Annotated in this window: 24 protein-coding genes and 1 pseudogene; 5 read left to right on the forward strand and 20 right to left on the reverse strand. The window is 51.6% G+C overall.

The genetic code is table 11. The features are described 5' to 3' along the window. Nucleotides 1–16: 16 nt before the first annotated feature. Both fadJ and fadI read right to left on the reverse strand, forming a co-directional pair. Nucleotides 17–2,152, reverse strand: coding sequence for a fatty acid oxidation complex subunit alpha FadJ (gene fadJ / locus BZG74_RS04240; protein WP_077771487.1), 2,136 nt, complete (start codon nt 2,150–2,152; stop codon nt 17–19). Beyond that, nucleotides 2,152–3,462 carry an acetyl-CoA C-acyltransferase FadI gene (fadI, locus tag BZG74_RS04245; protein ID WP_077771488.1) on the reverse strand — a complete coding sequence of 437 codons (1,311 nt, stop codon included), beginning with the start codon at nt 3,460–3,462 and terminating at the stop codon, nt 2,152–2,154. Before fadI ends, fadJ begins: the two co-directional genes overlap by 1 nt. Before the next feature lie 463 nt (nt 3,463–3,925). Between fadI and BZG74_RS04255 the strand changes: the two genes are divergently transcribed. The 3 genes from BZG74_RS04255 to BZG74_RS04265 all read left to right on the forward strand — a co-directional run bounded on the left by BZG74_RS04255 (nt 3,926) and on the right by BZG74_RS04265 (nt 6,783). Continuing rightward, complete coding sequence (locus tag BZG74_RS04255; RefSeq protein ID WP_077771490.1) at nt 3,926–4,465, forward strand: sigma-70 family RNA polymerase sigma factor; 540 nt, start codon at nt 3,926–3,928, stop codon at nt 4,463–4,465. Continuing rightward, nucleotides 4,452–5,156 (forward strand): DUF3379 family protein, encoded by a 705-nt coding sequence (locus tag BZG74_RS04260; protein WP_077771491.1) that lies wholly within the window; start codon nt 4,452–4,454, stop codon nt 5,154–5,156. Before BZG74_RS04255 ends, BZG74_RS04260 begins: the two co-directional genes overlap by 14 nt. A gap of 274 nt (nt 5,157–5,430) precedes the next feature. Continuing rightward, nucleotides 5,431–6,783, forward strand: a complete 1,353-nt coding sequence (locus BZG74_RS04265) for an outer membrane protein transport protein (RefSeq protein ID WP_077771492.1) — start codon at nt 5,431–5,433, stop codon at nt 6,781–6,783. Between the two features lie 83 nt (nt 6,784–6,866). Here BZG74_RS04265 and BZG74_RS04270 read toward each other — a convergent pair whose 3' ends face one another. The 10 genes and pseudogenes from BZG74_RS04270 to ccmA all read right to left on the reverse strand — a co-directional run bounded on the left by BZG74_RS04270 (nt 6,867) and on the right by ccmA (nt 14,717). Beyond that, nucleotides 6,867–7,625, reverse strand: a complete 759-nt coding sequence (locus tag BZG74_RS04270; RefSeq protein ID WP_077771493.1) for an MlaA family lipoprotein — start codon at nt 7,623–7,625, stop codon at nt 6,867–6,869. 75 nt (nt 7,626–7,700) lie between these two features. Next, the gene (gene ccmI / locus BZG74_RS04275; protein WP_077771494.1) at nt 7,701–8,912 is read right to left on the reverse strand and encodes a c-type cytochrome biogenesis protein CcmI; all 1,212 of its coding nucleotides are present in this window, start codon (nt 8,910–8,912) and stop codon (nt 7,701–7,703) included. Nucleotides 8,913–9,010: 98 nt separating this feature from the next. Next, nucleotides 9,011–9,475 (reverse strand): annotated as a pseudogene (locus BZG74_RS04280) (cytochrome c-type biogenesis protein); the annotation flags it as partial. Continuing rightward, nucleotides 9,472–10,023, reverse strand: a complete 552-nt coding sequence (locus BZG74_RS04285) for a DsbE family thiol:disulfide interchange protein (RefSeq protein ID WP_077771496.1) — start codon at nt 10,021–10,023, stop codon at nt 9,472–9,474. The gene BZG74_RS04285 and the pseudogene BZG74_RS04280, both read right to left, overlap by 4 nt. Then, the gene (locus tag BZG74_RS04290; RefSeq protein ID WP_077771497.1) at nt 10,020–11,984 is read right to left on the reverse strand and encodes a heme lyase CcmF/NrfE family subunit; all 1,965 of its coding nucleotides are present in this window, start codon (nt 11,982–11,984) and stop codon (nt 10,020–10,022) included. The genes BZG74_RS04285 and BZG74_RS04290 overlap by 4 nt, the downstream gene beginning before the upstream one ends. Next, nucleotides 11,981–12,466, reverse strand: coding sequence for a cytochrome c maturation protein CcmE (gene ccmE / locus BZG74_RS04295; RefSeq protein ID WP_077771498.1), 486 nt, complete (start codon nt 12,464–12,466; stop codon nt 11,981–11,983). Before ccmE ends, BZG74_RS04290 begins: the two co-directional genes overlap by 4 nt. Beyond that, nucleotides 12,463–12,669, reverse strand: a complete 207-nt coding sequence (ccmD, locus tag BZG74_RS04300; protein WP_077771499.1) for a heme exporter protein CcmD — start codon at nt 12,667–12,669, stop codon at nt 12,463–12,465. Before ccmD ends, ccmE begins: the two co-directional genes overlap by 4 nt. Further along, on the reverse strand, nt 12,669–13,406 hold the full coding sequence (locus BZG74_RS04305) for a heme ABC transporter permease (RefSeq protein ID WP_077771500.1): 738 nt from the start codon (nt 13,404–13,406) through the stop codon (nt 12,669–12,671). Before BZG74_RS04305 ends, ccmD begins: the two co-directional genes overlap by 1 nt. A gap of 28 nt (nt 13,407–13,434) precedes the next feature. Further along, nucleotides 13,435–14,103 (reverse strand): heme exporter protein CcmB, encoded by a 669-nt coding sequence (ccmB, locus tag BZG74_RS04310; protein WP_077771501.1) that lies wholly within the window; start codon nt 14,101–14,103, stop codon nt 13,435–13,437. Then, a complete protein-coding gene (gene ccmA / locus BZG74_RS04315; RefSeq protein WP_077771502.1) occupies nt 14,100–14,717 on the reverse strand; it encodes a cytochrome c biogenesis heme-transporting ATPase CcmA in 618 nt (205 codons plus the stop codon). Before ccmA ends, ccmB begins: the two co-directional genes overlap by 4 nt. A 120-nt stretch (nt 14,718–14,837) precedes the next feature. Between ccmA and BZG74_RS04320 the strand changes: the two genes are divergently transcribed. Both BZG74_RS04320 and BZG74_RS04325 read left to right on the forward strand, forming a co-directional pair. Further along, nucleotides 14,838–15,647 (forward strand): hypothetical protein, encoded by an 810-nt coding sequence (locus tag BZG74_RS04320; RefSeq protein ID WP_077771503.1) that lies wholly within the window; start codon nt 14,838–14,840, stop codon nt 15,645–15,647. Nucleotides 15,648–15,649: 2 nt separating this feature from the next. Continuing rightward, nucleotides 15,650–15,946 (forward strand): EscU/YscU/HrcU family type III secretion system export apparatus switch protein, encoded by a 297-nt coding sequence (locus BZG74_RS04325; RefSeq protein WP_077771504.1) that lies wholly within the window; start codon nt 15,650–15,652, stop codon nt 15,944–15,946. Between the two features lie 14 nt (nt 15,947–15,960). Here BZG74_RS04325 and BZG74_RS04330 read toward each other — a convergent pair whose 3' ends face one another. Genes BZG74_RS04330 through cheY form a run of 8 tightly spaced genes read right to left on the reverse strand, consistent with a single transcriptional unit; the run spans nt 15,961 to nt 23,381 of the window. Then, the gene (locus BZG74_RS04330; RefSeq protein WP_077771505.1) at nt 15,961–16,395 is read right to left on the reverse strand and encodes a DUF2802 domain-containing protein; all 435 of its coding nucleotides are present in this window, start codon (nt 16,393–16,395) and stop codon (nt 15,961–15,963) included. Continuing rightward, complete coding sequence (locus BZG74_RS04335; protein WP_046074925.1) at nt 16,395–16,883, reverse strand: chemotaxis protein CheW; 489 nt, start codon at nt 16,881–16,883, stop codon at nt 16,395–16,397. Before BZG74_RS04335 ends, BZG74_RS04330 begins: the two co-directional genes overlap by 1 nt. A gap of 34 nt (nt 16,884–16,917) precedes the next feature. Beyond that, entirely contained in the window at nt 16,918–18,069 is a 1,152-nt protein-coding gene (locus tag BZG74_RS04340) for a chemotaxis protein CheW (protein ID WP_077771506.1), read from the reverse strand. Then, the gene (locus tag BZG74_RS04345) at nt 18,056–18,838 is read right to left on the reverse strand and encodes a ParA family protein (RefSeq protein ID WP_077771507.1); all 783 of its coding nucleotides are present in this window, start codon (nt 18,836–18,838) and stop codon (nt 18,056–18,058) included. Before BZG74_RS04345 ends, BZG74_RS04340 begins: the two co-directional genes overlap by 14 nt. 10 nt (nt 18,839–18,848) lie before the next feature. Further along, entirely contained in the window at nt 18,849–19,985 is a 1,137-nt protein-coding gene (locus tag BZG74_RS04350) for a protein-glutamate methylesterase/protein-glutamine glutaminase (RefSeq protein WP_077771508.1), read from the reverse strand. Between the two features lie 18 nt (nt 19,986–20,003). Next, nucleotides 20,004–22,238, reverse strand: coding sequence for a chemotaxis protein CheA (locus BZG74_RS04355; RefSeq protein WP_077771509.1), 2,235 nt, complete (start codon nt 22,236–22,238; stop codon nt 20,004–20,006). 9 nt (nt 22,239–22,247) lie between these two features. Further along, on the reverse strand, nt 22,248–22,982 hold the full coding sequence (locus BZG74_RS04360; RefSeq protein WP_077771510.1) for a protein phosphatase CheZ: 735 nt from the start codon (nt 22,980–22,982) through the stop codon (nt 22,248–22,250). Between the two features lie 30 nt (nt 22,983–23,012). Then, the gene (gene cheY, locus BZG74_RS04365; protein ID WP_046074931.1) at nt 23,013–23,381 is read right to left on the reverse strand and encodes a chemotaxis response regulator CheY; all 369 of its coding nucleotides are present in this window, start codon (nt 23,379–23,381) and stop codon (nt 23,013–23,015) included. Nucleotides 23,382–23,386: the final 5 nt, after the last annotated feature.

The raw sequence follows: 23,386 nt of genomic DNA on the forward strand, positions 1-23,386 counted from the left end.
CTGGCTAACCTAACGGTTAGCTTTCGGGGTAAAACACCTGCCCTTCTTTGGCCATCACGGTTAATCGCTCACAAGGGGCAAAGCGCTCACCGTAACGATTTTGATGCTCGTTGAGCAAATTGACCACACGGTCGATGCCAATATGATCCATATAGCGGAAAGGCCCGCCCAAGAACGGCGGGAAGCCGATACCAAAGATCGCACCGATATCACCGTCACGCGCAGAGCGAATCACGCCCTCATCCAGGCAACGTGCCGCTTCATTGAGCATCATTAACGCACAACGTTGCGCCACCTCATGGCCAGACAACTGAGCGTTTAGGGTGATATTTAGCAAGCTATAAACCTTCTTATCCACCTGTTTGGCCTTGCTGCCTTTCTTACTGGCATCGTAGCGATAGAAGCCTTTGCCTGTTTTACGCCCTTTTCGATCATCATTCAGCAGCACATCGAAGACATCCGGTGCTTCAAAACGCTCACCCAGCTCTTTGGTCAGGATAGGAGCAATCTTGGCGCCAATATCAATGCCTACCTCATCGAGCAAGGTGATTGGCCCAACCGGAAAGCCAAAGTCCAGCAAGGCGGTATCAATATGCTCAATGCTCTCTCCTGCCAACAACACCCGCGCGGCCTCATTCATATAAGGGGCAAGGATCCGGTTAACGTAAAAGCCCGCGCTATCACCGACCACGATCGGCGTTTTACCTTGCTGGCGCGCCAGCTTAACCACAGTAGAAATCGTCTGATCACTGGTGTTTTTATGGGGGATCACCTCCACCAGCGGCATTTTTTCTACCGGGCTAAAGTAGTGCAAGCCAACAATGTTTTCTGGACGCTGGCTGCCTTCAGCGATTTGGTGGATAGGTAATGACGAGGTGTTAGTAGCAAAAATAGCGTTCTTCTCGGTGATGGACTCCATCTCTTCCACCATGCGGTGCTTAAGCGATAAGTCTTCAAATACCGCTTCTATCACCACATCCGAGTTCGATAGGGTTGTCGCCTGTGTATCACCCGATAGCTGCATCATGGTGGCTTGAAGCTCTGCCTTGCTAAGCTGTTTGCGCTTGCGTTTTTTGTCTAACAATTTGTAGCTATAACGCAGGGCATTCAAAATGCCATCTTCGCTCACATCTTTTACTCGTACGGGGTAGCCGGCCTTAGCGACCGAGACATGGGCAATACCGGCCCCCATCAAGCCACCGCCAAGTACACCAATACGACTGATATCACCCGGCTCTGCATCGGCACCGTTTTCTTTTTTCATCGCCGTCGTCGCGAAGAATATACTACGAAGTGCTTTAGACTCTGACGTCATCACCAGCTCACCAAACTGGCGTGCTTCTTCCTCAAATCCGGCTTTCAAGCCTTTATCGAGGCCCTTTTTCACCACAGATAAAATGGCATCAGCGGCGGGGTAATTGCCACGGGTTTTTGCTCGCGCTTTTTTGCCCGCTTGATCAAAGACGATATTACGCCCAACCGCATTCCCATTCAGCATCCAACTTTGCCAGCTGCGGCTACGTTTGGGTTTCGATTTCTGCGCGAGCTGCTCAGCCACATCTAGCAAAACGGTATCCGGCACGCAATCATCGATCACACCAAGTTTTTTGGCTTTTTTGGCGCGTAACTGTTTGCCCGTTAGCATCATATCAAGTGCGTCAGGCACACCGATAAGACGGGGTAGTCGCTGTGTACCGCCCGACCCTGGCAACAAACCTAATTGTACTTCTGGCAGGCCAAGGCGCGTCTTCTCCCAATCGGTCGCCACACGGCTATGACAAGCAAGCGCGAGCTCCAGCCCACCACCTAGGCAAGGGCCATGAATGGCTGCCACCACGTGAAATGGAAGTCTCTCAATGCGTGAAAACAGAGTCTGCCCTTGCGCGGCAATATCGCGTGCTTGCTCGGCGCTGTCACAAGCTTCGAGCATGCGCACATCGGCACCAGCCACAAAGTTATCGGGCTTACCAGAGTGAATCACTAGCCCTTTGACGCTTTTATCGTTTTCGAGTTGATCTAAAACCGCGGAAACGCCCTCGACAAAGCTCGCCTGCAGCGTATTCATGCTCTCGCCCGGCACATCAATGGTCAGCCAGGCTATTTGGTTATCAGCAACCGTTAAATGAAAGGCTTGATGGGTGTCTGTGGTCATTATTCTGCCTCCAAGATCATTGCTGCGCCAAGGCCACCTGCTGCACAGGCTGTGTTCAATGCTAACCCGCCGCCACGACGTTTTAATTCACGTAAGGTTTGGGTGATCATCCGCGCGCCTGTCGCGGCAAATGGATGGCCGTAGGCGATTGAGCCTCCTAACACGTTAAATTTATCCATATCGATGTCACCAATCGCACGGTCACGATTTAAATGCTCGCGGGCAAATGCGTCAGAGGCAAACATCTTGACATTAGACAAGGTCTGAGCGGCAAACGCCTCATGCATATCAATCAAAGTTAAATCCGCTAGAGAAATGCCCGCGCGATCAAGCGCAAGTGGCGTGGCGTAAGACGGCCCCATCAGCATGTCTTTTTCCACACCAATAGCGGAAAATGCATACGAGCGGATGTAACCCAATACCTCAAGACCCAGCGCTTTCGCACGACTTTCTGGCATCATCAAGACCGCGGCGGCGCCGTCAGTGAGGGGTGTGCTATTCGCCGCCGTCACCGAGCCATGCTTGCGGTCGAACGCAGGACGCAACTTAGCGTAATCTTCAAGCGTGGAGTCAGGACGCAAGTTGTTATCTTGTGCAATCCATGTTTTGTAAGGTTCGGGGTATGCGGTCATCACTTCATCACTGAGCAAGCCTTCATCCCAAGCTTTGCTGGCGAGTTGATGCGAGCGAAGCGCGAGCGCATCTTGCTCTTCCCGTGGGATCTGATGCGACTTTGCCATTTGCTCGGCGGTTTGCCCCATGCTCAGGCCTGTGGAATATTCAGCCACCGCAGGCGGAACCGGTGCCAGATCTTTGACCGACAGCTTACTGAGCAGCTTTAACCGCTTACTCATGGTTTTCGCTTTGCTCAAATCCAATAATGTCCGCGCCAGTTTTTTGCTAACGCCGATAGGCAGCACAGAGGATGAATCCGCCCCACCAGCAATTCCCACCTGGATATTGCCTGCGACCATGCTCTCTGCCACATTCGCAACCGCTTGAAAACTGGTGGCACAGGCACGGGTGACACTGTAGGCATCGGTGTGAATATCCATGCCAGTGCCCAGCACGATTTCGCGAGCAATGTTTGGCGCTTCAGGCATTTGCACCACCTGACCAAACACCACTTGATCAATGTCTTTCGGGGAAATACTGCTTCGGTTGAGCATCTCTTGTACCACCATCTTGCCGAGATCGACCGCTGGCACATCAGTATAAGCGGTCGATTGGCGGGCAAAGGGTGTACGTAGCCCAGACACAATAGCAATGCGATCACCATTGCTGGTTTTGAGGTGTTGCTGAGACGTCATCACTGCTCCTTAGGATGTTCTACAGGTCTGACCACGAGTGTAACCAAATTGTTACCAGCTTAAAACATCCGTTTTAATTGATTGGTAAGATTGCCAACAGGCGCACAGATCCGCTACCAGTGTCACCACAATGGTTCATGGTAAACAACCGGAGAAGCAAAAAGAAAAATAAAAAAAGGGGCCTTGCGCGAACGCAGGCCCCAAAAATATTGGAAAGCAAAACGATAATCTGGGAAGTGTGCAGTGCTTTTCCCGCACCCAGATCCGAACAGAAAGTCATATCATTCAAAAAGGAAACGCCGTTCACTCAACCTCACGAGTGTCGACACATGGCCGATAACGACAGGAGTCACTTTACCGACTTGCTGGGTTCTAATATTGAAACAGATCAAACTTGTACCGATTTTTCACCTAATATGAAATAAAATGACAAATCACTCGGTCTTTATAGGCTGACTAATACATGGATAAAGGCTCATCCGGTATGACCCGACAAGCACGATACGAGGCATTGGTGCGCGCGTGGCACCGCGACCTCTACCGTTATGCCTATTGGCTAGCAAAAGATCCACATATCGCAGAGGATTTGGTTCAAGAAACCTGCTTACGCGCTTGGCGATCGCTAGACAGCCTGCAAGATGACAAGGCAGCCAAAGCCTGGCTAATTACCATCTTACGCCGAGAAAACGCCCGACGCTTCGAGCGCAAACAATTTGACCACGTCGATATTGACGATGGCGAACTGGAAGATAAAACCCGTCCCAGCGAAGAAGCGTCTATGGAGCAGCGCTGGCTACACCGGCAGATTGCCGCTTTAGCACCGGAATATCGAGAACCCTTGGTCTTACAGGTGATTGCCGGCTTTAGTGGCGACGAAATCGCGCAAATCTTGGACTTAAACAAAAACACGGTGATGACTCGCCTCTTTCGCGCTCGCGCTCAACTCAAAGAAGCGCTGGACACCACCGCTACCTCAGGAGGCCAACAGTATGGACGATCTTGAATTTCGCCGCCGCCTACTTGCAGACCCTTATGATACTGATCCTGAGTTGCAAGCCGCCAAGGCCGAGTCTGAACGTCACCAAAACTATGCGGACGATATCGCCGAGTTGGACAGTAAAATCGACCAAGCGCTTCGCGTGGATGTGCCGGAAGACTTAGCCGATAAAATTTTGTTTTCGCAAACCACCGACGTTGAGCAACGAGCCAAACGTCCGCGCTGGCATCTCGCTATTGCCGCCTCTATTGCCTTTGTGTTTGGTATTGCACTTGGTCAGTTTAATTGGGGGCACGCGACGCTCGACCTTAATCAAACGGCATTGGCGCACTATTATCACGAACATGCCTTTATAGAAGGTATTAACGAGGGGGCGACCATTGAGCAAGTCAACGCGAAGTTACAACCCTTTGGCAAAGCGTTTAATGCGCTCCCCGGCGAAGTGACTTACATCAACCATTGTAGTTTTGGTGAGCAACATGCCCTACACATGGTGATGGAGAGTGATGGACAAGCCTATACAGTGTTTGTGGTCCCGTCTGCCAGTCAGGCGCCCGCACAAAAAAGTGACGGAAAAATGCAAGCCGTCAGCCGCCCCGTGCATTCAGCGAGCGTGATTGTGGTCGGCGAGGCGAAAAGCGCCGCCGCCCCCATTGCCGAGCAACTGCAACAGCAACTCACCCCCAGAGCGATCTAACCGCGTATTGTGCGCCCTCTTGACTGGCAGAGAGGGCGCATGCTGTGATTTTTCCTTCCGTGCCAACAACTTTTCGCCTAGTAATGTGTAACAGCTGTTCGCTGAGTTCATCCTTCATAGCTTAAATCTCCGCCAAGACAGTAGATAAAAACACTAAAAATCCTTATTTTTTAGTTTTATTATTTCGTTTTTACCCTTTATCGTAGCGATAAATTGATTTACGCCCGCGAGCTTTTACTCTAGGCCTCCCTTTATACAGCGAACAAGTAAGCAGATGAAAAATAATAAGATCGTTTATCTTGCCGTCGCCACCGCGCTCGGCTCTCTTTCCACCACCGCACACAGTGCCGGTTTTCAGCTCGCAGAAACCTCAGCAACCGGACTGGGCCGTGCTTTCGCAGGGGAAGCGGCAATGGCGGATAACGCCAGTGCGCAATTTCGTAACCCTGCGCTACTAAGCTACATTGCCGATACACAAGTATCAGTCGGTGGTATCTACGTGAACCCTAACGTTGATATTGATGGCGAAAACTCTTCAACTGGGCGCACATCAACCGATGATGTTGCCCATGATGCCGTGATCCCTAACTTTTATTTTGCCCATCAAATCGACGACCGCTTTACCGCCGGCCTCGCTCTCGCGACCAACTTTGGCATGGAAACCGATTTAGGCGACGATTTTACCGGTACCCAGTTTGGTAACGAAGCGGCGGTCACCACCTTTGAAATCAACCCTAATATCGCTTGGAAAGCCACCGAGCAAATGCGCTTCGGCGTTGGTATCCGCTATGTGTTGGGGGAAGGCAGTATTGGCGCGACAAGTAGTAAGGGCTCTCAGCTACCTACTAGCGCAGGTGCACTTGCCGGCAGCCCTGTTCCTGCCCACAGCACTCTAAAATACATGGAAGGCGATGATCGTGCCTGGGGATGGCAATTAGGCGCCGTGTACGATCTCAATGACAAGCACCGAGTTGGCGTAAACTATCGCTCAGAAGTAAACCTGACATTAGATGGACATGCAGAAGGACTGACTTACAACCTAGTAGCCATTCAAAAAGGTCAACTTACTGGAAGTGATTATCTGAGTGGCAACCACTATTCAGGGAGTATGGATCTCACCTTACCGGCCACCGCCGAGCTCTCTTCGCTGCATCAATTGACTGAACAGTGGGCGGTACATACCAGCATTAACTGGACCGATTGGAGCAGCTTTGACAAACTTGAGGCGAACATCCCTTCCCTTTCTAGCGATCCAAAGATGGTGAAAGTGGAAAACTGGGAGGATAACTATCGCTTTGCCATTGGCACCACTTATCAGTGGGATCAAAAACTGACGTTGCGCTCAGGCGTTGCCTACGATACCTCGGCAGTGAGCGATAAAAACCGTACCCTGACCATCCCAGAAACTGACCGTACCTGGTTAAGCGTGGGTGCCGGCTATGACGTGACACCTAAACTCACCCTGGATGCTGCCTTTACCTATGTCTTTGCCAAAGACGCCCCGGTAAAAGAGCCACGTGATGGCATTGAATCCGACAAATCAGGCTCTGCGTTTGGCGGTAATTTTGAAGGCGAGACCACCGGTAATGTGTGGTTAGTCGGCGTGCAAGCCAGCTATCGTTTCTGAACATCATGCCCTATCCAACAAAAACACCACGGCTTTGGCCGTGGTGTTTTTTATCGCGTTTTACCTAACTCGCTTACGCTGATTTACGGTGCAGCATCGATATCATCGATAAAATCATCGAGAAACTCATCATCCAAAGCAGGTTGTTGCTCAAGCGCTTCATCCCCTTTGGCGCGATAGCGACGGTTTTGCAGGTAAGCCTCACGGGCAAACGCATAAGGGTCCGGCGAGTTATCCAATTGCGACTCCTGAGACACTAACGCGGCGCGCGACTCCATCCCATCAAACATCCATTTTAAAACCGACTGCGGCAGGGTAAGTAACGCGAGCGGCGGGTACAAACCATCGACCACCTCCCCAGCCCCTTCACGCACAGAGGTAGGCCCATAGCCAGGCAGCATAATATACGCACCGGTCCCCACATCATAATGCCCCATCGCGTCACCAAATTCGCGCTGGTCATATTTTTGAATATCAGCCGCGGACGCAATATCAATCAAGCCACCCAAACCAAAAAAAGTGTTTATCCAAAAACGGTTAAAATGGGTCGCGGCTTTCTCGCCCTCTAACATGATGAGGCTATTCAAAAAGCTCGCCGGTTCTTCAAGGTTACCGAGAAAGTTAGAGATCCCAGTACGGACAGGGCTTGGCACGTAATCAACATAAGCGATTGAAACGGGGCGTGCGACATAGGGATCTAAATAATCGTAGTTAACCGTCCACATTGCACGGTTGAACCCCTCTAACGGGTCCTCGGGGTGCGGTTCGACACCTGGTGGGCGCGATACACAGCCAGATAACAGGCTAAGTGCCACCACCACCAAACAAAGACGTTTCCACATCAAATGGGATTCCTCTATACAGTGAAAGGCCGGGTATGCCCAGCCTTGTTAACAATATTGGCTATTCTGTCTCGGTTACTGCTGTTTGTCGATAACCAGTTCTGTGTGGTTACCTAGACTCACGGTACCGCTTTGTCCAACCCAGTCACCTTGTTTGGTGGCGACGTTACCATCTCGGTCAACCCGCGCCTTAATCACCACCGTCTCTTGCGAGGATAACGCTTGATTGGGGTTCAGGCTGTCAGTGTCCGCCAACGTCACCGAGAGTGGAAACTTTGACAAAGGCAGGCGTTTGGCTGCAATGGGCATCGGTGAATCGGTCGACGCGTGCGCGGAAATGATCACCACCCCCTCTTTCGGTACCTGCACTTGGCTGCCGAGCGCCACCGTGATGTCTACTTTGGCCCCATCCGCACTATTAAGGGCCAACTTTGCACGTGCAATCGACTGATCTAACGTCTGGTTACGCGGATCGTCACTGCCTATCAAGGTTTTCATCGCCTTCCATGTCGCGATCGCATCTTGATAGCGTTCTTGCTCAAACGCTTGGTAGGCGAGCAATGACATCGCCTGCAAATTGAACGGGTTGTCCTTCACCACAGATTTCAACAAGTTCTGCGCCCGCGTACTGTCTGCCTCATCGCCCGCAAACAACAAGGCTTGCGCCAACCCGACTTGAACTTCAGGTTGCGAAGGTGCCAATGCATAGGCTTTTTCCATTGCTCCCTTAGCCGTCTCACCGTCTCGATTAGCAAGGCCAATACGACCCAGCAACAGCCACCCAGTGCTATCGCTTGGTTCGTGTTGCAAGCGCGTGCGCAGCGCCAAGGTTAAGTCTTGCATCTCTTGTTGCGTCAGCGGCTGTTCATTGTTAAGCAGGCGCTTAGATAACGACGGCAACTGCTGGGCGGTTTGTTGCCACTGCGCCACTTGATTGGCACTGCCCTCAATACCATACAAGCCGAAACTGACCACCGCTAGCACGATTAAACCTGGCACCCACTGCATCGGCGTCAGTCGCAAATGGCGGGCTTGTTTGGCTTTCTCTTTTTCTGGGATGTCGTCTAACAAGGACTGTTGAAGGTCGCGCGTCAGATCCTTTTCATTATCGATTAACCCTTCAGCGCTTTCTGCTTGAATTTCTTCAACACGGTCATAGTAAAACGCTTTGTTCAGTGCATCACGGCTTCCCTGATGATCGTGCTCACTTTTTTGCCAAAGGGGCCACAAAAACATCACCACGCCAAGGACAAAAAACACCAAGGTCGCGCCCCAAAATTCAATCATTTTGGCTCCTTATTTTGCTGGGTTGACGCATGCTCAGATGACATCGGTTGTTCCGCTTGTTCATCGACGCTCGTCGCTGACGAGCCGTTTGACGACACATCGGTTTGTTCTGGCGATGACAACAGTGCATTGAGTCGTTGCTCCTCCTCATCGCTCAACGCGTGATTGACAGTCTGCTTGGCACGTCGGCTGCGCACTATCATCACAACCATACCGGACACCAATACCAGCGCCGGCGCAAGCCACAAAATCAGGGTTGATGCGGTGACGGGCGGATTGTACGTCACAAAGTTGCCGTAACGCGCAATCATAAAGCTGCGAATTTCTTCATCCGTGCGCCCTTGCTGCAGCATTTGGTGCACTTTTTGACGCAAGTCTTGCGCTAATTCGGCGTTAGAGTCCGCGATGCTGTTATTTTGACACTTGGGGCAACGCAGCTCACTGGTCAGGGCACGAAATCGAGCTTCTTGCTCCGCCGAGTCGAACGTATACACGTCAATCGCGTTGGCAAATGCCAAGCTTACACTCAGCCACAACGCGCCAAGCAGGATCAATCGCTTCATTTGTCAGCCCCCTTCAATGCATCAAATTTTGGCTTGAGGGTCTCCTCCCAATTACGTGCATTCACATCACCCACGTGTCGGTACTGAATCACGCCGTTGGCATCAATCAAAAAGGTTTCCGGCGCACCATAGACGCCAAGATCCAGCCCTAGCATCCCATCACCATCATATAAACTGATCTGATAGGGATTACCCAGGTTGTTCAACCATTTGACCGCTTTTTGCCGATCATCTTTGTAATTAAGCCCAATGATTTTTACCCCTTGCGCCGCCAATTTATTCAAAAACTGGTGTTCGGCATAACAGGTCGGGCACCAGGTGGCCCAGACATTAAGCAGCAAGGGCTCGCCCGTGAAAATGGCTTGATCGTATTCCTTGCTCGGAGTTTGTAGGTCCTCAAGGTGAAAAGCGGGCACGGGCTTACCCACTAACACTGACTCTAGCTTGGTAGGATCGTCGCCTTTAGCATTCTTATCGAGCTGGGCAACAAAAAAACCTGCCAACGCGACAAATGCCAACAACGGCAGAAACCAGAAGAGCTTCTTCATGCCTTTGCCTCCTGCTTATAAGACAGCGTGCGACGGAACCGATAGCGCTTATCACTGATCGCTAACGCACCACCCAGCGCCATGACAATGGCACCAAACCAAATCCAACGCACAAAGGGTTTGTAGTACAGTCGCATTGCCCATGAGCCATCAGGCAACTCTTCACCCATGGCGATGTATAGGTCACGGGTTAAGCCACGATCGATAGTCGCCTCAGTCATCATCGAGCGCTGCACTGAATAGAACCGTTTTTCGGCATCCAAGTGATTGATAAAGGTGTCACCACGGTATACATCAAATGAGGCCACGTAACCTTGGTAGTTGGGGCCTTGTTTTTCCGACAAATCGGTGAAGTTAAACGTATACCCTTGCAAAGTAACACTGCTGCCTGGAGCCATTTTAACGTCGCGCTCAATGTCATAGTTCTCGACCATTGCCACCCCAATAATGGTGATGGCTAAACCGATATGGCCCAACACCATAGCCCAGTGGCTGCGTCCCAGTTTTTTGATTCCCACGCTAAATGGATGACGGTGGGTGGCACGTAAATGAAGCTCATAGCCATGTAGGAAGGTGATCCACAGCGCCATGGTCACGCCCATCGCCGCCATCGCCTTAAAGCTATCGGCTAAGATTGCGATGGCACCAACACCTAAAATGACAGCAGCAATACCACTGATAATCATCGGTTTGGCTAAGGTTGACAGCTTGTCACGCTTCCAACGAATCAATGGTCCAATCCCAAGGAAAAAGGCAAATGGCAGCATCAGCCACGCAAACAGGAAGTTAAAGAAGGGCTCGCCAATCGACACTGAGCCAAGGCCCAACTGCTTGTGCACAAGCGGCAATAAGGTACCAATCAAGACAATCACAAGCGCGGTCATCAACAAGGTATTGTTGACCAACAAGGCGTTCTCACGAGAAATGAACGACACTTTGGTTCGCCCTTTGATCTCGGAGGCACGCAGTGCATAGAGCAACAGTGAGCCACCAATCACCACCACAAGAAAGCCAAGAATGAATAGGCCACGCGCCGGGTCGGAGGCGAACGAATGCACCGATACCAGCACCCCGGAGCGCACCAAGAATGTCCCTAATAAGCTGAGTGAGAACGCAGAAATGGCGAGTAATACCGTCCACGCTTTAAAGGTGCCACGCTTTTCTGTCACCGCTAAAGAGTGCATCAAAGCGGTTCCCGCCAGCCACGGCATAAATGAGGCGTTTTCGACCGGATCCCAGAACCACCAGCCGCCCCAGCCAAGCTCGTAATAGGCCCACCAAGAGCCGAGCGCGATGCCTAAGGTTAAGAAAAGCCATGCAGCCGTGGTCCAAGGACGCGACCAACGCGCCCACGCGGTATCTAAGCGTCCCGCGAGCAATGAGCCAATGGCGAAAGCAAAGGCGACCGAAAAACCTACATACCCCATGTACAAAATAGGTGGATGCACAATGAGTCCAGGATCTTGCAACAATGGGTTCAAGTCACGGCCATCAACAGGGAAGTATGGCAGAGTGCGGTCAAACGGGTTCGAAGTCAGGATAATAAACAACAAGAAGCCGACCGATATCATGCCCATCACGGCGAGCACACGCGCGACTGACGATAACGGCATACCGCGGCTAAATACCGCCACCGCCACGGTCCAAAGCGCCTGAATCAGCACCCACAGTAACAGTGAGCCCTCGTGCGCCCCCCAAACTGCGGTTAAGCGATAGTACCAAGGCAAGGCACTGTTGGAATTACTGGCGACATAGGCCACCGTAAAGTCATTGGTATAAAACGCCCAACTTAACGCAACAAAAGAAAACAGCAGCATGGCAAACATCCCCAAAGAGAGAGGACGCGCCATTTTCATCATTCCTTCATGGCCCTGGTTGGCACCGTACAGTGGATAAAAACTGAGTAGCAGCGCCAGTCCCAATGCGAGGATCAACGCGTAATGCCCGAGCTCAACAATCATAACTGACTACCTTGTTTTTGCTCTTCTGTGTATTCAAGCGGCTGATGGCTCTTTTCCATCGCCTCTGCTATCTCAGGCGGCATGTATTCTTCATCGTGCTTAGCCAACACCTCGCTTGCTTTTACCGTGCGAGCGTCAACCAATACCCCCTGAGCCACAATACCTTGTCCCTCCCGAAAAAGGTCCGGCAAGATGCCCTCATAGGTCACGGTGACCGCTGGGCCAACATCGGCGACATCAAACTGAATAAGCAAAGACTCTTGATCGCGTTTCACCGATCCTTCCACCACCATGCCGCCAATGCGCAGACGCTGGCCGACTTCCGGCTTGCTTCCATCGGGCTTACCTTGCACGATTTCAGTCGGAGTGTAGAACAGATCCATGTTTTGATTTAAGGCATACAAAACCAGGCCGATAGTGGTCGAGACACCAATTAGCAACGCTAAAGTGATCCACAACCGTTTTTTGCGTCGAGGCGTCATAATGTGTTCTCCAGTGCTTGTGCATCTTTTATTCGCTGCTCACGTGCGATTTGTTGTTTAACCGCTTGCAGACGTTTTTTATGTGTACGCCGGTAACCAACAATGAGTGCCAACATGGCCGCCGCGGTGATACCGAATGCGCTCCATACATAGGCGGCGTAGCCTCCCATCGCTAAAAACGCACTAAAACTGTCAAAATGCATTAGTTACCCTCCACCAAAGCGCGCACCCAAGGCCGATGAGACTCTCTTAAGAGAATTTGATTTCGCAGTCCCATCAAGGTCAGGGTGACAAAAAAGCAGGCAAAGCCTAATAAACAAACAAGTAACGGCCAAAGCATCCCAGGGTCGATTGAAGGGCGAGCGAATTTGGTGATGGTGGCGCCTTGATGCAAGGTATTCCACCACTCTACGGAAAAATGGATGATAGGCAGGTTAATCACGCCCACCATCGCCAAAATCCCAGCGGCTTGTGAGGCCGTGCGCGCATCGTCGAAGGCGTTATACAAAGCCATGACGCCAATGTAGAGGAACAATAGAATCAACTCTGAGGTAAGGCGAGCATCCCATACCCACCAAGCGCCCCACATGGGCTTACCCCAAATCGCACCGGTCACTAGGGCAATAAAGGTAAACACCGCGCCGACCGGCGCGATCGCTCCCACGGCCCAATCGGCCATTTTTAGCTGCCAAACACGGCCAACAAACGCCGCGATCGCCATCGACATATACGCACCCATCGACCAAATGGCAGCGGGAACATGAATATAGATAATCCGAAAACTATCGCCTTGTTGGTAATCGGCCGGCGCGAAGGCTAAGCCCCAAACCATGCCCGTAACCAAACTCAAGCCTGCCAACACAGCAAACCAAGGGAGGAGTTTTCCACACAGCCGATAGCTTACTTCCGGCTTTGCGTAAGGGTGAAGCCACTTCCACATGACAATTGCTCTACTTCCTGATTAATAATTAGTTCACGCTCACACGCAACGCGGCGGCGATAGCAAAGGGGGCCAAGGTGACGGACCCAACCAGCATGGCGCCCAGAATAGCCAGCTGTCCATTGATGTCTGCACCGAATCCCGCCATATCAATGGCTGAGGTAGCAAAAATCAGTACAGGGATATAAAGCGGGAGGATCAGCAAGCTCAGAAGAACACCTCCCTTACGCAGCCCTACTGTCAGAGCTACCCCGATCGCACCGACAAAACTCAATGTTGGGGTCCCCAACAACAAAGTCATTACCACCGCTTGATACTGGATAACATCGAGTGACAGTAATAACGCCAACACCGGGCTGACTAACAATAAAGGCAAACCAGTCAGTAGCCAGTGTGCGATCACCTTAGCGATCACGAGTAAGGGTAAGGGAACGGGCATCAGCATCATTTGCTCAAGCGATCCGTCCAAATAATCGTCTCGGAACAAACGCTCCAAGGACAGCAGCGCAGAGAGTAATGCCGCGACCCAGATAATACCGGGTGCGATGGTCTGCAGTAACTGAGGACCTGGCCCGACACCAAGCGGGAATAAGGTGATCACAATGATAAAGAACCACAACGGATTCAGGCTATCAGCCGGCTGGCGAAACGCCACTTTCAGCTCTCGGCGAATAATCAACCACATCGCTTTGATCATTGCGCCCCCAAACGAATACGACGCAATAACGGATGGCCGACAAACATATCTTGATGAGTGGTAAAAAGTACCATCCCTCCTTGCTGTACGTGTCGCTCAAACACAGCTTCAAGCACTTTTACCCCTTGTTTATCAATCGCAGTCAGGGGCTCATCAAGAATCCACAATCGGCGGTCGCTTAGCCACAGTCGCGCGAGCGCAACGCGCCGATTTTGTCCCGCTGACAGCTGCCCGGCGGGAATATCTTCACGCCCGGCTAACCCCACTTTAGCCAGTGCTTGCCAGATCGCATCATGATCAGTGCGGCCGTGCATCTGCATGTAGTAGGCCAAGTTTTCGAAGGCCGTCAGCTCGCGCTTAACCCCTGTGGTGTGGCCTAAAAATAGAAGATCGCGATAAAAGGCGTCGCGTTGTAGGGTGATCGCCTGCTGCTGCCAACAGACCTCCCCACTGTCCGCGAGCCCCAGACCCGCGATAATTCGCAATAACGTGGTTTTGCCCGCTCCGTTTGGGCCTTCTATTTGAACAAGATCACCGGGAGACAGAGAGAATGTCAGCGCATCAAACAACACTCGGTCATCACGAACACAGCAAAGCTGTTTCACTTCCAACATGACAAATGTTGCATCCTGCTTGTGTTACAAAAGTGGACGCATAGTACCACAATGGTCAAAATGACTGTTAGTTACCACAGGGTTGCAAAGTGTGACTCGCGTAAATAATTGTGAGAAACCATGAAGATTGCCCCAACGAATCCACAACAACTGGTGATAAAGCCGGCGGGTTTAGCCTCACCGTCCTTGCCATCAATCGATGGCCGTGCACTGTCGCAAGCACAGTTTACCCTTATACATACCGCGGCCAGTACAGGGTTGGCCGATGTGTTAGCCCAGTTACATTTGTTGCCTGCACTGACTGCCACCATGAGACAACAGCCCGCGTCGAGCCAAACGTTAATGCAATCACTACTTACCGCTTGGACGCTTCCCACTCCCGGCCATCAACAGGGACCCAGTTCTGAAACAATTGCCCAGTGGCTCACCCAACGCCCTGCCGATAAGTTGCTTGCCACACTCCTAAGACAATGGCTCTCGCCCCAGTCAGAGGGCGATAATCTTACGGGGGCATTAAGACTGATGGCAGAGCAAAGAGTGGCAGAATCATCACGCCCGGGTGAGTGGCAATGGGTCTTACCCTTTTCTGACCCACAACGCCCCCCTGTTCGTGTCACTGCACGTAAACAAACCGGACAATCGGCGTCTCCCTCAGAGGATAAGGTTCAGTGGCAAGTTCGGCTTTACCTTCCTGTCGGCCATCAGTTTGTCCGGGCTGATTTATCGCTATCAAAGGAAGAAAGGGCGCTGACACTGACCGCACCGACCGCTAAGCTTAAGCAACGCATTCATCAAACACTTGATTGGCTCAATGAACGGCTTATACATCAAGCGATTACCTTGGATGTAGACGTTAATGAAGACATCGACGAAACCGGGCCGGCGTCAGAGGATGACGTGCTCGCCGCTGGCATTTCTATGAGGGTTTAGTGATGAAAGATAAAAAACGAGCGGTCGCTCTCGGATATGACGGCTACCATGCCCCCAAGGTCAAAGCAAAAGCCACTGATAGACTCGCGAATGAACTGATCGAGGCCTTAAGTGAACAAGGTGCGCTCATTCATCAAGACGCCCATTTGCTCGCCTGGCTAGATCGACTGGATAAAGATGATGAGATCCCACCCGAGCTCTATCGAGTGATTGCCGAGTTGATTGCTTACGCTTGGGTATTGGAGGGAAAGACCCCGCCAGGTTGGCAGGGACACACACCTATCGATACGTTGGTGTAGGATAGGCTTAGCGGTTAGCGCTGCTGATTGGCAGCTTGCCGCTTACGCAGATTAAGCAGCAATTCAGCCTCTGCTTTGGGGAGATCACACTCTTGCATTAACTCGTCAACATCCGCGCCCAAGTCAACCATCTTGCTCGCCCGACTATAGAGGCGACTTTCCGAGTCTTGCATCTCGAGCTCGACGTGCTTTTCTAGCAACTCATCCACATTGGTCGACAAGTCCGCAAGTTTTTGCCCCATCCCCATGCTACCTGCTCGCAATTCATTGAATTGCTTAGCAAGACTGTCATGACGCTGGCGTGCACTTTTTAGCACGGTTTCCATCGCTTGAAGCTTATTCTCGAGCCGTTGCCGGGCACGCTTTTCCGCACGCAGACGCCACAATGCAACGATGGCAAACACCACCGTTACAACTACCGGCGACCACGTCAGCACAAGCTCCATCATTACAGCATTGCCATCTCATTCCATTCTTCGTCGGTCAACAGCTTGTTGAGATCAACCAAGATAAGAAGCTCGCCATTGCGGTTGCTCACGCCTTGAATAAACTTAGCGCTTTCTTCAGTGCCAACGCTTGGCGTGGTATCGATTTCTGATGTTTTTAGATACACCACTTCCGCGACGCTATCAACCATAATACCAATCACCTGGGTCTCGGCTTCGATAACGATCACGCGGGTATTATCCGTCACTTCGGTAGAGGCTAAGCCAAAACGTGAACGCGTGTCGATCACGGTGACGACGTTACCGCGCAAGTTGATAATACCTAATACATAGTCAGGGGCGCCCGGTACGGGTGCAATTTCAGTGTAACGCAGCACTTCACGCACCTGCATCACATTAATGCCGTAGGTCTCTTCTTCAAGCTGAAAAGTAACCCACTGCAACACCTCGTCATTGACGCCTTCTTTTTGAACTTCAGCTACCTGAGACATTGATTTTCCTCTTTACGCGCTGTGTAACTAGTTATTACGCCATCGCCTTGGCGTCAATCCCCTGATTTAACATAGCAATAAATGCTTGAACATGGATCAGAGCACACATTTTTTCTTTTACCATGCCCGCTAGCCAAGGCCGTTTCCCGGCTTGCTTTCGCCAGCGAATCGCTTTGCCACTGAGCGCTTGGGTGCCGAGTAACTGATCACATGCCAGCCCCCACTTACTATCGCCCAGAATCACAATATAATTATAGTCGTCCCTATGCTGATTATCTGCCAGTTTTTCTGGCATCACCCAACGAGCAGTATCGACAACATCAAGCTGTTGTTGCTTTTCTGTCTGCAATCCTAGATACCAATCTGGCCGGCCAATAAGGCGATTGCACTCGCCTAATTGGTGAATGCCGCCAAGTTCAGCTAAAGGGACCGCATAGGTCACGCCCATACTTTCAAAGAATAATACCTGAAACTCTGCTTCCGTTTCAGCATTTTCCCACTGGGTAGGAGGAAGATCTTCGCCCGCTTGGGTGTCAGCCTCCACTGTTTCCTGCGTGTCCGCGACTTGCTCAACCTCTTCAGCCACACCGATATCAACATCGGGGGCAACGGCGTCGGCCTCTACACTGACCTCGGTCTCGGTCTCGGTCTCGGTCTCGGTCTCGGTCTCGGTCTCGGTCTCGGTCTCGGTCTCGGTCTCGGTAAGAGTTTCTACCTCAGGGACCGCCTCGTCTACCTCTACCTGCTCCTCAACATCCAGGCCCCAATCGGCCATGGTATAGGTTTCAAGGGTTTGCTCTTGTGCTTGTTCAACAACAGGGTCGGCAACGTCCTCAACCGTATCTTGGGTAACGTCTTCCTTGGTTTGGGTCGCTGTTTTCGCTTCGAGCTCGGCCTCTTCATCGACTTTCAGTTGCGCGAGCAGTCGCTCTACTTCTGCCAAATCACGCTCGGGTTCAGCATACGCCACCGGCTCAGGTGTTACCGCATCCATCACTGGCTGCGGCTGTGGCTGCAACCGTGGTGACGCTTCATCAAGATACGATGCTGACGATACATGCGGTTTATCTCGTCCAGGCTCACCAGGCTGCTCGCTTGGTTGTGCCACCTCACCTAAGTCATCCAGCAGAGCCTCAAAGTAATCGTCGAGCGCTTGACCACTGGATAGGGCATTATGCTTGTTCATCCTGCTCCAGTCGCTCCAAATAGGTTAATAGAGTTTTGTAGGCAAAGACACCGCGGCAATTTTTCGCATAGAAAGACGCTGGCATATGCTTTAAGCTCGCATCTCGAAATTTAGTATCGATGGGCACGGCTGATGCCCAGACCTGATCGCTATAGCGAATTTTAAGCTCCTGTAAGGTTTCCAGCGATGCCCGCGTACGCTTGTCGTACATGGTTGGAATGATAGTGAGATTAAAGTTAGAACTACGAGACTTTTGCATAATCTGCAACGTGCGCATCATACGCTCTAGCCCTTTCATCGCCAAAAATTCGGTCTGAACGGGGATCAATACACGGTGGCTGGCCGCCAAGGCGTTGACCATCATCACCCCTAAAATAGGCGGACAATCGATTAACACATAGTCATAATCGTCAGCCAATGCATCCAGCGCTTTTTTAAGCACCAACCCCATACCACCCCGGTTTCCCATCACACGGTCTAAGGTCGCCAGCGACATGTGTGCAGGAATTAAGTCCATGTTCTCAAACTGTGTTTTGACAATCAGCGGCTTGACCGTCTCTTTATTGACGGTTTGTAGTTGAAACAAATCAAACAAGCTCGCGGGTAGCTGCTCTGAATCAAAATTCAAATAGGTTGAGAGAGAAGCGTGTGGATCCGTATCCACTAGCAGGACACGTTTCTTACGTTCACTGATCAATCCTGCCAATGTCACCGTGGTGGTTGTCTTACCAACACCGCCCTTTTGGTTGGCGATACTCCAGACTATCAAGCCCCACTCCTTATTTTAAATTCAGCTCAACCAATATGCGTTCGGCGATCCTCTCCAGCGGCAAATCTTCTGATGATATACCCGCTTTGGCAACCGCTTGCGGCATACCATAGACCACGCAGCTTTCCTCATCTTGAGCCCAGATAGTTGCACCGGCGCTTTTTAGCATCCGCGCCCCCTCTCGGCCATCAGCGCCCATACCCGTTAACACCATCGATAGGACTTTATCGCCATATATTTTCGCCGCAGAGCCAAAGGTCACATCGACACAGGGTTTGTAATTCATTCGCTCGCCGCCGTCTAAGATTTTTAGACGTGCCGCGCCTGGCCTGCCATCAATCATCATCTGCATCCCACCTGGCGCCAGGTAGGCATGTCCGGGCTTGAGAGCGTCGCCATCTTTCGCTTCAACCACGGTAATCTTACTCAACCCATTGAGGCGCTGAGCAAATGCCGATGTGAAGGTCGCCGGCATGTGTTGAATCAAAACGATAGGCAGTGGAAAGTTGGCTGGCAATTTGGTGAGTACTTTTTGCAGCGCAACGGGGCCGCCTGTTGAGGTGCCAATCGCCATCAACTGGTAGCGTTTACCGGTTGCTGTAAATCGTGCAGGTGCTTTGGACGATGCAGCCGTACCCACCGCTGGGCGTGACGCTGGACGCGCAGGCGTGCGCACACCGCCCGATGGCGATGCCGTTTGTCCTGTTGATGGCTGCGAGGCCGGACGTGTGGCTCGGCGAAGCACGGGACGCTTGCGCGCAATTTCCAGCACCCGCTGTTGCAGCAAGCTGGTCGCCTCTTCACGGTTTCGAGCGATATCCTCGAACTTTTTCGGAAGAAAATCGAGTGCACCTGCCTCAAGCGCATCTAACGTCGCTTTCGCCCCGTCATGCGTCAGCGATGAAAACATCAAAATTGGTGTGGGCGTTTGCGCCATTATTTGACGTACCGCCGAGATACCATCAAGTACTGGCATCTCCACATCCATCGTGACCACATCAGGCTTGAGTTGCGCGGTTTTTTCCACTGCCTCTTTACCGTTTACCGCGCTATCAATGACCTCCATTCTCGGGTCGGCATTGATGATTTCACTCACGCGGCGACGGAAGAAGCTGGAGTCATCTACCACCAATACTTTTACTGCCATGGGCGTCCTTTTCTCAAATTAACCTGCGTAATGTTTCAACAGGTTGGGCACATCCAAGATCAGAGCAATATGACCATCACTGGTGATGGTCGCGCCTGCCATTCCGGGGGTCCCTTGAAGTAGTTCGTCAAGCGGCTTGATAACCACTTCCTCTTGACCAAACAAGGTATCTACCACAAACGCAATCCGTTGATGCGCGATTTGCACGATCACCACGTGGCCTTTGGTCTTGTCAATATCGGTTGCGCCTTTACACAACCAATCTTGCAGGAAGAAGATAGGGATGGCTTTATCGCGAACAATCAAGGTAAGCTGCCCATCAACCGTATTGGTTTTGGACATATCCAAACTGATAATTTCGCTGACGTTCGACAGTGGGAACGCAAACGGGTTCTCACCCACCCCGACCATCAAGGTTGGCAATATCGCCAACGTCAGTGGCACCTTAATTTCTAATACTGTGCCGCGACCAAGCTCGGAGTCGATATTGATCGAGCCATTTAGCTTGGTGATCCCGGTTTTCACCACGTCCATCCCAACACCACGACCTGAGATGTCAGAGATTTCCGTTTTGGTTGAGAAACCAGGGGCGAAGATCAAATTGTAAGCTTCGCTATTGCTCAAGCGTGCCGCGGCTTCTGCATCAAGTACGCCACGGTCAACCGCAATGCTCTTGAGCTTTTCTGCATCCATGCCGCCACCGTCATCAGCGATGGTAAGGAGAATATGGTCCCCTTCTTGTGACGCTTTGAGTGTGATGGTACCGACGCGAGGTTTACCCACTTTTTCACGCTCATCCGGCATTTCGATACCATGATCCACCGAGTTACGCACCAAGTGGACCATAGGGTCAGCCAGCGCCTCGACCAGGTTTTTATCCAGGTCGGTGTCTTCCCCCTGCATTTCCAGGACGATCTCTTTTTTCAAGCTACGTGCCAGATCACGCACAACGCGAGGGAAGCGGCCAAATACTTTTTTGATTGGCTGCATACGCGTTTTCATCACCGCGCCTTGCAAGTCGGCGGTAACCACGTCTAGGTTGGTGACCGCTTTGGCCATGCTTTCATCATTGCTGCTTTGCCCCAAGCTCACTAAGCGGTTACGTACCAACACTAACTCACCGACCATATTCATAATGCCGTCAAGCGTGGAGGTGTTAACCCTCACAGTCTGCTCTTGCTGAGGAGCGGCTGGTGGCTTTTTCTCTGGGGCTTTTTCTGTGGCTGCGGGGGCTTTAGCACCCGCGCCGGCACTTTTAGGTGCGCTTTCTTTGGCCGGCTCTGGCTTGCTCGCTTTTTGCGCAGGCGCAGGTTCGGGCTTTGGCTGCGGCTTAGGCTGAGCGTCTACCTTATCGGCATCCGCTTTCGCTTTCTCCGCTTCGGCGGCGGGGCCTTTGCCTTTACCGTGCAAATCATCCAAGAGCTTTTCAAACTCGTCGTCATCAATCAGCTCATCACCACCAGATTGGGACGACGCCGAAGCGGGCTTAGCTGCTGGCGCTGTTGGCTCTTCATTACTCGCACTATTTGACGCTGCCGCAGGGCCTTTGCCCGCACCATGCAAGTCATCGAGTAATTTTTCAAATTCATCATCGGTGATATCACCGCTATCGGCTTGCGTGCTTTCCACTACCTCAGGCTTTTCTGATGCTGAATCAGACGCCGTGGGGGCTTTGCCTTCGCCGTGGAGCTGATCGAGTAGCTTATCGAACTCATCTTGTGTGATTTCGTCCACTGAGTCGCCACTGATCGCACCGTCATCCTGACTCGATGCCTCACTTGCGGGCGCCTCAGGCTCGGGGTCTGGCTCAGGAGCTGGCTCAGGTTCAGGCTCTGGCGCTTCAGCCGCCGCTTCATCTTCACTGGCAGGCTTGGCATAACGATGCAGCGCTTCGAGCAAGGCACCATCGGCAGGCACTGGCTCTTCACGGTTTTGTACCGCCGCAAATTGATCATTCACGGTATCCAGTGCCTGCAAAATGGTGTCCATCACATCCGATGTCACCTCACGCCCGTGATTACGCAAGTTATCAAAGACGTTTTCAGCACCGTGGCAGGTATCAACCAAGGCATTTAAGCCAAGAAAGCCCGCCCCACCTTTAACAGTGTGGAAGCCGCGGAAAATACTGTTTAGTAAGTCTGCATCATCAGGGGCACGCTCCAAATCGACCAGCTGCTCAGACATCTGCTCGAGGATCTCTCCCGCTTCAATCAAAAAGTCCTGAAGGATTTCTTCATCCATCTCAAAGCTCATAGCGCACCTCTAAAAACCCAAACTCGATAATAAATCGTCAACATCATCTTGGCTGTGAACCACGTCATCGCGCTCTTCAGGGTGAATCACAGGACCCTCAGGGGCTGACTTATCGGTGGTATCATCTGCTTTTTTCGCCGATGCTGCTTCCATTGCAGCGCTATCCATGCCAAAGGCTGTCAGTATCTCAACCAGTTGTTGCTCGACTTCTTGCACTAGCTCAATCACGCGCCGGATAACTTGGCCGGTTAAATCTTGGAAATCCTGTGCCATGAGAATTTCAGTCAGGTGCGCGTGCAGCTCTGTCGCGCCCCCTTCTACTTGCGTGAGCAGATCTTCAATGTTGTGGCACAACGACTTGAACTCATCCAAGGCGATTTCACCGCGCATCAGGCTGTTCCAATTGGGGCGGACGGCTTGTAAGTTGTCTTGTAACTCGCTCGCGATTGGCATAGTGCGCTCAACCGCATCCATGGTCTTGTTCGCGGCCACTTCGGTTTTCTGCATCACATAGGTAAGCCGGTCGCGAGCATCAGGGATATCTACGTTCGCCAAGTCACTCACTCTGGGATCCAAACGAAAGTCAGTAATTGAGTCGTGTAATTGACGGGTTAGCTTGCCCACTTCGTTAAACAGTGGATCACGCGCTTCTTTCGCAATCTCGGTAAGAAGCGTATTAGCGTTATCTTGCTCTCCGTTTTCAAGATACGCGACCAATTGTTTCGCTTGGTCCAGATTGATCATGGCGGTTCCTTCTTACTGTGCGCTGGCTGTTTACATACGCTCGAAAATTTTGTCGAGCTTCTCTTTCAACGTAGCGGCAGTAAAAGGTTTCACAATGTAACCATTCACCCCTGCTTGCGCGGCTTCCACAATCTGCTCGCGTTTCGCTTCAGCGGTGATCATCAATACAGGCAGGTGCTTAAGATCGCCGTCCTTACGGATTTCTTTAAGCAAGTCAATCCCCTGCATACCAGGCATATTCCAATCGGTCACGACAAAATCAATACCGCCTTTTTTGAGGATTGGCAGCGCGGTTAAGCCGTCATCCGCTTCAACGGTATTGTTGAAACCTAAGTCACGAAGAAGATTCTTTACGATACGGCGCATTGTTGAAAAATCATCAACAACGAGAATTTTCATGTTTT

Source organism: Salinivibrio sharmensis (genome assembly GCF_001995985.1).
In the GTDB taxonomy this organism is placed as follows: domain Bacteria; phylum Pseudomonadota; class Gammaproteobacteria; order Enterobacterales; family Vibrionaceae; genus Salinivibrio; species Salinivibrio sharmensis.